Source organism: Streptomyces hyaluromycini (genome assembly GCF_002217755.1).
GTDB lineage: Bacteria > Actinomycetota > Actinomycetes > Streptomycetales > Streptomycetaceae > Streptomyces > Streptomyces hyaluromycini.
On sequence record NZ_BCFL01000016.1, the window covers coordinates 1383064 to 1394504 of the forward strand.

The window sequence follows — 11441 nt, forward strand, 5'->3', positions numbered from 1 at the left end:
CCGATGATCTGATATACGGTGCGGCCCAGACTACGAGACGCGCGAACGGGGGACGGTCACGTGGGCAACGGCAAGAGCGATCTCGCCATACCGCTGAGCGAGCTTGAGGACTACGGCCGCAAGCTGCGCTCCATCAAGGAACGTCTCAACCACACCAAGAAGATGTTCGAGTCCTACAAGGACGACGTCGGCAGCGGCACGGTCTACGACGCCCTCGACGACTTCGAGTCCAACTGGCACGACGGCCGCGAGGACATCACCAAGCAGATCGATTCGCTCGCCGACATGTCCGACACAGTGGTCCGCGAGTTCAAGAAGCTGGACGACGACCTCGCGAAGAAGGCGAAGGACGCGGTACGGCCGGAGGGGCAGCAGCAACCGCAGAGCGGTGGCGGAAACAAGGCGGAGTAGTCCGTGTAGTCCGTGTAGTCCGCATAGTCCGAGTAGTCGCGTTCCTTGCGGATAAGCTCACGGTATGCCGGACACCGCACTGCTCGTCATCGACATGCAGCGTGCCCTGTTGAAGGACGCCTACGACGGTGACGTCTGCCTGGGGCGGGTCGCCGAGCTTGCGGATCGGGCCCGCGCGGCGGGGGTACCGGTCGTCTACCTACGGCAGCAGTTCGATCAGGTGCCCGCGGAGTGGCTGGAAGTCCATCCGACGCTGACGCCTCAGCCGGGGGACGTCGTCCTCGACAAGGACAGCGCGGACTCCTTCCTCGGCACGGCGCTCGGCGAGGTCCTGGCCGAACTGGCCGTACACCGTCTCGTCGTCACCGGCTACGCCTCCGACTACTGCGTCGACTCCATCAGCCGCAGCACCCTCTCCCACGGCTACGACCTCGTCCTCGTCGCCGACGGCCACACCACGATGGAACGCCCGGCCGGCGCCCGGCCCACGGCCGCACAGATCGTCGCGCACCACAACGGAATCTTCTCGGTCATCCAGTACGCGGGCAGGTCGGTCACCGTCGCTCCGGCGGCGGAGATCCGCTTCGACGCCTCACTCGCGAGCTGAACGGCCGGCTTCGTCCACGATGTTCCATGCCTGCGGCAGCTCGACGCCGCAGAAGACGCAGACGAAGTCGGCCTCTCGGACGATGTTGTGTTCCGCGCAGGCCGGGCAGCGGCGGAACACCACCTCGTGTGTGAAGGCGGTGGGGCGGCGGAGCGGAATGCGGTCGAGTGCGCGGGCCACCGCAGGCCACGACGTGACGTCGGGGCAGTAGCCCGTCGACTGGTTGCTGACCTCGTCCACCGTCCAGCGACCCGCCTCGCGTACGCATACGAAGGTGATCTCCCCGGCGCCGAGTACGGCCGCTCCGCCCGCGCAGGCCACGTGCTCGCTACGGCGGGCGGCCAGCCGTAGCAACCCGTCGAGGCCAACGACGTACGTGAACGGTTCGGCCAGCTCAGCCTGTGACTGGCGTCCGGCCCACGACTCGAAGTCGACCACGGACGCGATCCGGGTTCCGGTGGCCGTGGATTGCCGTGCCGTGACGGCGAGTTCGGCGGGGCCGACGTAGCGGTAGCCGCGCTCCGGTGGGCCCTCGCCGAGCAGTTCCTCCAGCGTCCCGTCGTACGACCGGAGTCCCGCCTTGACGTGGTCCGGAGTGGGTGAGTCCGGGCGGAGCACCGACGGCAGACGGGCGACTCGCCACATGCGGTGGACGTGGTGCGGGGTGACGTTCCCGGTCGGGTCCGCCAGGTCGCAGGCGTTGGCGAGGACCTCGGTGACCTGGGATGCGCCCGTGGCGGCGTCCGTACCGGCGTCGAGGGCGACCGCCACCAACATGTCCAGGAACTCGGTCAGTTGGAGGTCGGCCGCCATGCGGCACATGCGGCGTACGACCGACGGCGACGGGTCGTGGAGGCTCTCGGTCCCCGTCACTCCGGCGGACCAGAGGACGAGGATCGGCGCGTACAGGTCGTAGTCCCGGAAGTAGCCCATCTCGTCGGCGGTCGCCCTGGCCTCGTCGCCGTCGAAGGCACAGAGCGAGCAGACGGCGGCGAAGAGGCCGTCCCACTGTTGCCGCCTGCCCTCCAGGAACTCGCCGACCGAGACATCGGCGAACGACCAGGTGCCGGTGGCGTTCAGCGCGCCCACGGCCACGACCGCCCCGAGCGGTGCGAACAGCTCGCGGGCGTATCTCACTCGCCGGTGGCGGCCGCGTGGGAGAGGAAAGCCGTCCAGGTGGCGGGCGGGAAGGTGAGGTGGGGGCCGCGGAACGGAGTCGCGGTGTTCTTGGAGTCGCGGATATGGATGGTGACGGGGGTGGTGGCGACTTCGACGCAGGAGTCGCCTTCACTGCCACTGCTGTAACTGCTCTTGAACCACGTCAGACCGGAGGCGTCCTCGGCCGAGGTCCTGCGGATCATGTCTCCCCCAGCAGTTGTTCGATGAAGGCCGTCGACTCACGTGGCGTGAGCGCCTGCGCCCGGATGATGCCATACCGCAGTTCAAGGATACGGAGCTGCTTCGAATCGGACACCGGTCGGCCGTTGGCCACTGCCGGCGAACGCCCCACCGCCGAGCCGTCCTCGGACTTCAGCACCTCGATTCCGCCGTCGACCCCGGCGTGCTCGTCACGATCCATCGGCATCACCTGAAGCTCGACGTTCCGCAAGTGGCCTGCCTCCAGCAGGTGTTCCAGCTGCTGACGGAGCACCGCCCGCCCGCCGAGCGGACGCCGAAGCGTCCATTCCTCCAGCACGAAGCTGAGTTCGGGCGCCGGGTCCCGCTCGAAGACGGCCTTACGGGCCACGCGCGCGGCGATGAACCGCTCCACCTCGTCCCCGCTGTACGCCGGGCGACGCATCAGGAGCAGCCCGCGTGCGTATTCGGGCGTCTGCAACAGCCCGTGGATGTGGAGCGGGTCGTAGAGCTGGAGCTCGACCGCCCGCGCCTCCAGCTGCGCCAGGTCACGCACCTTCTTGGGGTACCGAACCCGCCGTACGTCCTCCTTCATCGCCGAGAGCAGCCCATCCGCCCCCAGCACCTCGTCCGCCCTGTCCAGATACTCCGGCCGGGGAATCCGCTTCCCGCCCTCGATCTTGTAGACCATGTCTTCCCCGTACCCGACCGCCACCCCGAACTCGGCGGCCCGCATCCCCACCGCCTCCCGCCGCAGCTTCAGCTGCCGCCCGACGGTCGCGATGACCGCGACGCCCCACTCGTCGTCGGGATCCACCTCCCAACCCGGCTCGTCCGCCTCGCTCTTGAGCCGCCCCACCGCACCGTCCACACTCATCCCGCACCCCTCCGTCGTACGACCGTGCCACGACGACGCCCTACCCGTACGGCCGCATTCGACAGCCCGGACAGCGCCGGACAAGCAGCGGACAGTGACCGTACGCAACGACTCCGTCACTGTTCACGGTAGGCGCGCGCGGCCACGCGGAGTGACGTGAACTGGGGAATCTCCACCCCCCGACCGCCCGATCCGCGTCTTCGGCGTCACCGTCACGCGGTCCGCCGCGAGGCGGTGACGCCCGCCGCCAAGTAGTTAAGAAACCCAGGGAAATCCCCCTCCCCAACCCCACCCGCCTCCCCGCCGCCGCCCGTCACTCTCCGGAGTGAACATGGCCAACTGGGCTGGATTCGGTGCCGGTTGCCCGGCATATGCTCGCCGCGACAACACCGGGTGACGGCCAGGGCAACACACGGTCACCCGCGACGCACATACGACGGCCCCCGGCCGGGACTAGCGATCCCGATCGAGGGCCTGACCACCTAGGAAGTCAGACCTTCCCGATGGATGCACAGCACACTAGCGCGCCCTCGCGCGCCCGGTCAGCCGTTCCCGGGGCGAACCCCTCGTCCGGGGTGACCCACGTCAACGTCCGGCTCACCACGCGGTACACGGTGGTCGACAACCGCCTCCTCCAGCACCGCGGACTCTCCCTCACCGCGATCGGCCTCGCGGGCCACATCCAGTCGCTGCCGACCGGCGCCCGCGTGGACATCAAGTCGCTGACCGCGCGTTTCCCGGAAGGCGAGGTGCGGATCGCGGCGGCGCTGCGCGAACTGGAGGCCCACGGCTACCTGTCCCGGACACGCGAGCGACTGCCGAACGGCCGGATGGTCTCGCGGACGGTGTCGTACAACCAGCCGATGGGGGCGGAGGACGTACGAGGGGTTACGCCACCACCACCGTCACCCCGCCCGAAGCGGACACAGCCTCCGCGCCCCTCGAAGCCACCGCTCCCGGAACCCGCCACCACCCCAGCCGATCCGACGCGCAGGCATACGGCCACCGACCTCCTCTCCCGCCTCCACCACGAGGACCCCCGCCTCCTCCTCGCCGAACGCGAGGTGGTGCGGCTCGCCCCGGCCGTCGACGCCTGGCTCGAACGCGGGGCCTCCCCCGAGGCCGTACGACGCGCCCTGACGTCCGGCCTCCCGGCCGAGCCGCTCCTCCGCCCAGCGGGCCTGGTGGCTCACCGCCTCACCGAGCACCTGCCACCGCCGTTGCCTCCCGCGCCGCCCCGCCCGCTCCCCTTCCAGGACTGCGACGGCTGCGACCGCCCGTTCCGCGCAGCCGGACCGGGACGCTGCCGGGACTGCCGTGCGCCCCAGCCGCTGCCAACGGCCTCCTGACCAGCACCTGCCTACACCGACCTGACGGAAATCCGCCCCCTGGAACGCCGGGTGGACACCCTTCTCCGTCTGGACACGGCGGCCGACGGCAGCTTCCTGCTCGTCGTCTGCCGGGACAGGCACACGGCCACGTGGGCCACGCAGCAGTTCAGTATCGGGCCACCCCAGTGGCCCACCCTCACCCTGCGTCCCCTCGTTCTGGGTCCGGACACCGTGCCCGTCATCGACACCCCGGAAGCAGCCGCCAAGGACATTCCGCTCGCGGTGCTGTCCTCCACGCTGCACAGCCGTGCCCCGGAGGCCGGTGCCAAACTGAAGTCACTGGCAGCCGCCCTGAAGGGCCCGCAGGCCGACGGCGAAGACACCGCGAGCATCTACATCGAGCTCACCGAACAAGGCCTGGACGAGACGCCGCCGGCCGCGGATCTCTGGAGGCACCTCATGGCCGTCGGCCTCTCCATCTTCCAGTCCCAGACGGCCCAGGCCCTGCGCGCCGAAGGCCTCTCCGAAGGTCTCTCCGAAGCCCTCCTCGTCGTTCTGAGCGGCCGTGGCGTCGACATCAGCGACGCAGCCCGCGACCGCATCACCTCCTGCGACGACCACGACACCCTCACCGCCTGGCTGACCCGGGCCGCCACGGCCACCACCAAGGCCGAGCTCTTCGCCGACGTGGAAGAGTGAGCAGCCCGAGAAAAAGGGCAGGTTAATTCCCGGTTATTCGGAATGAACAACCTCTGGAAATGCCGATCACGAAAGCCTGTGAGCCACCCTTTCAGATCATTTCCAAGCCCTTTGAATTACCTGGCCTTGGCTTTACCATCGCGCAATGCGTATTTCCGAGGTCGAAGCAGCCAACGCCCGCATGCTGGCCCACGCGCCATCGGTCCGGCCCGTTGCGACCGGGGACATCATCCGGGTGCACCGCAAGAAGTTTCCCTACCGGGGCTTCGTCGAGATCGACTCTCCGTACTGTCCGCCGTTCGTGATGTTCTGCGTGAACGACGATGCGGTGGCCATGGACACCCTGTGGAACGGGACGTTCGGCTACGAGCCCGGCACGCTCGCCTCCTGGTCCCGGCTGGCCGCGCGGAGCACGACGATCGCCGATGTCGGCGCGCACGTCGGCTACTTCTCGATGATCGCCGCGCATGCCAACCCGAAGGCGAAGGTGCACTCCTTCGAGCCGGTCGACCAGATCCACGCCCGGCTGTCGGTGAACGTCCGTTCCAACGGCGTCCAGAACGTCAAGCTCCACCAGGCGGGCGTGTCGAGCGAGCCCGGCTGGGCCGACATCAGTGTCCGGTTCTCCGGGAACCTGCTGTCCACCGGCTCCACCTTGGAGGGCGCCGCACCCGACGCCCAGCTCAAGCGCATTCCGCTGCTCACGCTGGACGAGGTGTTCGCCGAGACCAGGCTGGACCTCGTCAAGATCGACGTGGAGGGGCACGAGATGTCGGTGCTGCGCGGGGCCCGGCGGGTGCTGCGGCGCGACCGGCCGACCCTGGTGATGGAGGCCCTGGTCGACGCCGCCCTCGACGACCTCGTCGCCGAGTTCGAACCCCTCGGCTACGACGTCCACTGGATCGCCGAGCACGACGGTTCGCTGGTGCACTGGAAGGAACCCAGGCCGCCGCACACCCGCAACCTGCTCTTCGCGCCGCAGGCCTGAGCGGCGCACGCCTGACGGACACGCCGTACGTCGCCTACTCCAAGCGCGCCCGCAACGACCCGGCCGACCCGGCCGAGCACACCCGCCCCGAGCCGATCCCCGTGAACCCCTCGCCCAAGCCCCGCTCCACCGGCCCGGTCGCCCTGCTCACCGGCGGCTCCACCGTCAGCGCCGGCGAGACCTTCACCCAGGCCCTGATCGACCGCCCCGGCCGTACGGTCCGCATCGGCCGGCCGACCCAGGGCGTCTTCTCGGACGTCATGACCCGCGGCCTCCCCGACGGCATGGCGGTCTGGCTCCCGAACGAGGAGTACCTGACACGGGACGACCACACCTTCGACGGGACCGGGATCCCGCCGCAGATCGGCGAACCGGTCTTCACGGACGAGGAGTTCACGAAGGGGCGGGACTCCGCGTTCGACCGGGCGGTGGCGCTGCTGCGGTCCGCCCGCTGACCCTCGCCTAGGGCCTGTCTGACAATTCCCGTCGTCGCCCGGAGGGCGGCCTCGCGGCGTCAGGTGCGTGCTCTCGGCGTGCCGGGCGTAGGCCCTCGTACTGGACGTACTTGGGTCTGCGCCCGGTGCGGCGAGAGTGCGTGCATGGCGTCGCGAGGCAGACGGGAATTGTCAGACAGGCCCTAGAGCCGCCGGCTCTCCGGCGGGCCCAGATACGTCGGTGTCAGTCCGCCCGTGTCGAGCACCAGCCGCTGCAGCACCACCGTGGGGTCCACCGACCAGAACTTCAGGCGGTGGACCCCGGATGCCAGCGTGTGGCGGGTCGCCGTCCGGTTGACGTTGTCGGAGGTGTTGCGCGCCCAGACCGCGTTGAGCAGGCCGTCGTCGGCGCCCGCGGTGATGTCGACCCGCTGGGGCTCGTCGTCGTCGAAGGACAGCGCGTAGCGCAGGCCGGCGCCCGTCGGCAGCGTCGGATTCCGCGGTGACAGGTACGCCCACACCGTCACCTCCCCCGCCGAGAGCAGGCTCACCTCGTACTCCAGCCGGGGCCAGGAGTCCGGGGAGTCGCCCCAGCCTCCCGTGACCGGCCATGCCGTCATCCCCGCCCCGGTGCGGCCGATCCCCGCCAGCCGGCGCCACTCCCCGGCCGACCGGTCGTAGTGCTCCGCGTCGATCGCCGCACAGCCGCCCGCCTCGACGAATCCCCTCAGCCCCCGTGCCGACGGCTTCTCCGCGACGCACGCCACCGTCACCGACTCCCCCGCCCCGCTCACCGTGAGCGTCCCCTCCGCGCGGCCGTCCGGCGCCCGGGACCAGTCCACCCGCACCTCCACCCTGACCTGCTGCGCCACCCGGCCACGGGGACGGTCCACCGTCAGCCAGGGTGCCGATGTCTCCACCCGGTAGTCGAAGGGCGTGCGACCCCGGTTGAAGACCTCCACGTACTGCTGTGGCCGGGTCTGGTGGGGGCTGAACGGCGGCAGGGTCATGGCCCCCTCCTCGTCGGGGTCCACCGACACCCCCAGCCCCGCCGCCCGCGGCACCTCGATCCGCCGTACCGCCGGGAAGAGCACGTCCGGGAGCGCCACGTTGTCCTTCTCCGGCTGCTGCCAGGGCGCGTTGGGGCCGTAGCGGTCCACGTCCCCGTAGTCGATGTGCGGCTGGGTCTGGAAGCCCTGCCACTTGCCGTCCGCCACCCGGGAGTTGAAGCGGTCGGCCAGGGCGAAGTCCCGGAGCAGGCCCTGCTCAGCCTCCGCCGCGCGGTCGTTCGTCGCCGCCCTGCCCTGGCGGGCGTAGAGCAGGTTCGTGAACTCGGCCTCCCGCAGCGCGTACAGGTTGGCGGTCGCCGCGACTTCGTACCCGACCAGTTCGAACCACGCGTCCTGGGCGGCCGCCGGCAGCCGGCGCGCGATCCGCGCCGCCCGTCTTCCCAGCTCCCGCCACTCCTCCGTGACCCGCTCCAGCTCACCGTGGCCGAAGGAGAAGGGCGTCTGCCGGTCGTCGTACACCACCTGGCCGTCGTCCCCGAGCGTGATCCGGCGGTTCAGCAGCTCCGGTTTGCGGCGCGCCTGCAACTGGCCGTAGCGCGCGAGCAGTTCGGCGATCTCCGGCGCCGCCGCCGCGCCGAAGTTCTGCCTGGCGTACCGCCGTTCCCACTCCCCCAACCGGTCGAAGCTCCAACGCTCGGGATCCCAGGCGTAGTTCAGGAAGAACTCGGTCGGCAGTTCGTTGCCCTTCAGGTCGCCCACGTTGGCCACCCACAGGCCGTGGTTGCCGTAGGCGTGCGCCTGGTGGAGCTGGTCCCAGACGTTGCGGAGGTTGGCGGTGTCGACCCACTTGTAGTTGCGGCCGGCTCCCACGTAGTCGAAGTGGTAGTAGAGGCCGTATCCGCCGGTGCGCGGCTCCTGCGGGGAGGGGTGCTTGCGGATGTTGCCCCAGTTGTCGTCCGTGAGGACCACGGTCACGTCGTCCGGTGCGCGCAGGCCGCGGTCCCAGTAGCGCTGGACCTCCTTGTACAGGGTCCAGACCTGGGGGGTCTCGGCGGCCGGCCTGCCCGTCACCTCCTCGATGATCTGCCGTTGCGCCGCGATGATCTCCCGCATCAGCTCGATGCCGTCGCCGTCGGGGAGGCCGGTGTCGCCGTTGCCGCGCATGCCGAGGGTGACCACGCCCTCGAACCCCTCGTCGGCCATGCGCTGGATGCCGGCCCGCCAATAGGCCCGGATCGCCTCGGCGTTGCGGAGGTAGGACCATTCGCCGGTGCCCCCGTAGGGGTCGGTGCCGCCCGCCGCGTGGCGGTTCCACTCCTCGATGCCCCGCATCATGGGCGCCTCATGAGACGTGCCCATGACAACACCGTATTCGGCGGCCCGCCTGTGGTTCTCCGGGTCGTCCTCCGCGAACGCCCTTCCCCAGACGGCCGGCCAGAGGTAGTTGCCCTTCAGCCGCAGCAGGACCTCGAAGACCTTCGCGTAGAAGTCCGCGTTGAAGCCGCCGGGATGGCCGGGGGCCTTGCCCGGGCCGAAGCGGGCCGGGGCCCAGGTGCCGAGCGCCGGGTTCTCGTCGTTGATGAAGAAGCCGCGGTACTTCACCGCCGGGGTGCCCTGCGTGTGGCGGCCCGGCAGCACCCAGACCTCGTCGCGGTGGACCGGCGGTACGTCGTCCCACCAGTACCAGGGCGAGACCCCGATGCCGTACGAGACGTCGTACGCCCCGAAGATCGTGCCGCGCGGGTCGCTGCCCGCGATGACGAAGGCCTGGTCGACACCCGGCAGGGGGTGGTCGACCACCGTCTGGAGCGAGGTCTCCCAGCGGTCCCGGATCCCCGTCACGTCCAGCTTTCCGGACGCCACCAGGCCGTCGATCAGCGGGCTGCGGCCGATCGTGCCGACCAGCACCGCACGCCGGGCGATCGTCGCGGCCGGCCGTACCCCCGTCACCCGCCCGATGTCGTCGCGGAGGTCGCCCGCCACCCGTACGACCCCGGGATGGTCGTCGGCGCTCACCACGACCGGGGCGCCGACCAGGGAGAACGCCCCCGAGGTGAAGGAGATGCAGGCGCCGGGGTCCGTCGTGCGGAGCCCGGAATCCGGGGCACCCCGCGCGATCCCCGACGACAGCACCGGCACCGCGGCGGCACCTGCGCCCAGCACAGCCCTCCGGCTGACAGACATGGCTCACCCCTCCACCCGACTCCACCCGAATTTGGTCAGCGGCATGACAAATGGTGGGTGAGCGGCCCCGGGGGAACCAGGGGTCGTACGCGCCGAATAGTTTCGAGGCCCCGAGACGCCCCGCACCGCACCCCGGGGATGCCGAAAGGGCCCGTACGACCGAAGTCGTACGGGCCCCTTCAGATACCCACCGGGTCAGCCCTTGCGGGCCGAGATCACTTGTTGATCTTGGTGACCTGGCCGGCGCCGACCGTGCGGCCACCCTCACGGATGGCGAACTTCAGGCCCTCTTCCATGGCGACGGGCTGGATGAGCTCCACCTTCATCTCGGTGTTGTCACCCGGCATGACCATCTCGGTGCCCTCGGGGAGGGTCACGACGCCGGTCACGTCCGTCGTACGGAAGTAGAACTGCGGACGGTAGTTGTTGAAGAACGGCGTGTGGCGGCCACCCTCGTCCTTGGAGAGGATGTAGGCCTGCGCCTCGAACTCGGTGTGCGGGGTGACCGAGCCCGGCTTGATGATGACCTGGCCGCGCTCGACGTCCTCGCGCTTGATGCCACGGAGCAGCAGACCGACGTTCTCACCGGCCTGGCCCTCGTCGAGCAGCTTGCGGAACATCTCGATGCCGGTGACCGTGGTGGTGGTCTTCTCGGTCTTGATGCCGATGATGTCGACGGTCTCGTTGACCTTGAGGACACCACGCTCGATACGACCGGTGACGACGGTGCCACGACCGGTGATCGTGAAGACGTCCTCGATCGGCATCAGGAACGGCTTGTCGACGTCACGCTCGGGCTGCGGGATGTTCTCGTCGACAGCGTTCATGAGGTCGAGCACGGACTGCGTCCACTCGGCGTCGCCCTCCAGCGCCTTCAGCGCGGAGACGCGGACGACCGGGAGGTCGTCGCCCGGGAACTCGTACTCGGAGAGCAGCTCACGGACCTCAAGCTCGACGAGCTCCATGATCTCCTCGTCGTCCACCATGTCGGCCTTGTTCAGGGCGACAACGATGTACGGAACGCCGACCTGGCGGGCCAGGAGCACGTGCTCCTTGGTCTGCGGCATCGGGCCGTCGGTGGCGGCCACGACCAGGATCGCGCCGTCCATCTGCGCGGCACCGGTGATCATGTTCTTGATGTAGTCCGCGTGACCCGGGCAGTCGACGTGGGCGTAGTGACGGGTCTCCGTCTGGTACTCGACGTGCGCGATGGAGATGGTGATACCGCGCTGACGCTCCTCGGGCGCCTTGTCGATGTTGTCGAACGCGGTCGCCTCGTTCAGGTCCGGGTACGCGTCGTGCAGCACCTTGGTAATGGCGGCCGTGAGGGTCGTCTTACCGTGGTCGATGTGACCGATGGTGCCGATGTTGACGTGCGGCTTAGTCCGCTCGAACTTCGCCTTCGCCACTGGGGTCCTCCTGGAAGTGGTTCTGTACGCCTTGACTCGATCGGCGCCAGGTGATCTTTGCTGTTAGGTCCCGGGCCCCGGGCCATTCCGCCACGAATGCGGAGGAACGGCCCGTGAGGCTCCGGGGTCAAGCCT

General features: G+C 69.5%; 10 protein-coding genes and 1 pseudogene. 6 read left to right on the forward strand and 5 right to left on the reverse strand.

Annotation, left to right across the window (positions count from 1 at the left end):
- The first annotated feature begins 60 nt into the window (after positions 1-60).
- Together SSP29_RS06400 and SSP29_RS06405 are read left to right on the forward strand one after the other, a co-directional pair.
- Entirely contained in the window at positions 61-411 is a 351-nt protein-coding gene (locus SSP29_RS06400) for a hypothetical protein (RefSeq protein WP_089099441.1), read from the forward strand.
- Positions 412-475: 64 nt separating this feature from the next.
- Positions 476-1018 (forward strand): isochorismatase family protein, encoded by a 543-nt coding sequence (locus tag SSP29_RS06405; protein WP_089099442.1) that lies wholly within the window; start codon positions 476-478, stop codon positions 1016-1018.
- On the opposite strand, the gene SSP29_RS55070 is transcribed toward SSP29_RS06405, so the two are convergent.
- From SSP29_RS55070 to SSP29_RS06420, 3 genes are all read right to left on the reverse strand, one after another.
- Positions 1004-1561, reverse strand: coding sequence for a hypothetical protein (locus SSP29_RS55070; RefSeq protein ID WP_089099833.1), 558 nt, complete (start codon positions 1559-1561; stop codon positions 1004-1006). The two genes, SSP29_RS06405 and SSP29_RS55070, sit on opposite strands and share 15 nt — an antisense overlap.
- A gap of 590 nt (positions 1562-2151) precedes the next feature.
- Positions 2152-2379: a DUF397 domain-containing protein gene (locus SSP29_RS06415; RefSeq protein WP_089099443.1), complete on the reverse strand. Its 228-nt coding sequence runs from the start codon at positions 2377-2379 to the stop codon at positions 2152-2154.
- Positions 2376-3251 (reverse strand): helix-turn-helix domain-containing protein, encoded by an 876-nt coding sequence (locus tag SSP29_RS06420; RefSeq protein ID WP_089099444.1) that lies wholly within the window; start codon positions 3249-3251, stop codon positions 2376-2378. The genes SSP29_RS06415 and SSP29_RS06420 overlap by 4 nt, the downstream gene beginning before the upstream one ends.
- 503 nt (positions 3252-3754) lie before the next feature.
- Here SSP29_RS06420 and SSP29_RS06425 point away from each other — a divergent pair.
- The 4 genes and pseudogenes from SSP29_RS06425 to SSP29_RS06440 all read left to right on the forward strand — a co-directional run.
- On the forward strand, positions 3755-4600 hold the full coding sequence (locus tag SSP29_RS06425) for a hypothetical protein (protein ID WP_089099445.1): 846 nt from the start codon (positions 3755-3757) through the stop codon (positions 4598-4600).
- Positions 4601-4651: 51 nt separating this feature from the next.
- Positions 4652-5281: a hypothetical protein gene (locus SSP29_RS06430; protein ID WP_089099446.1), complete on the forward strand. Its 630-nt coding sequence runs from the start codon at positions 4652-4654 to the stop codon at positions 5279-5281.
- Between the two features lie 145 nt (positions 5282-5426).
- Positions 5427-6269 (forward strand): FkbM family methyltransferase, encoded by an 843-nt coding sequence (locus SSP29_RS59570; RefSeq protein WP_089099447.1) that lies wholly within the window; start codon positions 5427-5429, stop codon positions 6267-6269.
- 11 nt (positions 6270-6280) lie between these two features.
- Positions 6281-6724: pseudogene (locus SSP29_RS06440) on the forward strand (S41 family peptidase); the annotation flags it as partial.
- Between the two features lie 182 nt (positions 6725-6906).
- Here the strand turns inward: SSP29_RS06440 and SSP29_RS06445 are convergent.
- Entirely contained in the window at positions 6907-9897 is a 2991-nt protein-coding gene (locus SSP29_RS06445; protein WP_089099448.1) for a glycosyl hydrolase 115 family protein, read from the reverse strand.
- Between the two features lie 215 nt (positions 9898-10112).
- On the reverse strand, positions 10113-11306 hold the full coding sequence (tuf, locus tag SSP29_RS06450; RefSeq protein WP_089099449.1) for an elongation factor Tu: 1194 nt from the start codon (positions 11304-11306) through the stop codon (positions 10113-10115).
- Between the last annotated feature and the right edge of the window lie 135 nt (positions 11307-11441).

Coding starts and splice junctions, on each gene's coding strand:
- SSP29_RS59570 (WP_089099447.1), top strand. CDS start 5,427: ATGCGTATTTCCGAGGTCGAAGCAGCCAACGCCCGCATGCTGGCCCAC.
- SSP29_RS06425 (WP_089099445.1), top strand. CDS start 3,755: ATGGATGCACAGCACACTAGCGCGCCCTCGCGCGCCCGGTCAGCCGTT.
- SSP29_RS06415 (WP_089099443.1), bottom strand. CDS start 2,379: ATGATCCGCAGGACCTCGGCCGAGGACGCCTCCGGTCTGACGTGGTTC.
- SSP29_RS06445 (WP_089099448.1), bottom strand. CDS start 9,897: ATGTCTGTCAGCCGGAGGGCTGTGCTGGGCGCAGGTGCCGCCGCGGTG.
- SSP29_RS06405 (WP_089099442.1), top strand. CDS start 476: ATGCCGGACACCGCACTGCTCGTCATCGACATGCAGCGTGCCCTGTTG.
- SSP29_RS06420 (WP_089099444.1), bottom strand. CDS start 3,251: ATGAGTGTGGACGGTGCGGTGGGGCGGCTCAAGAGCGAGGCGGACGAG.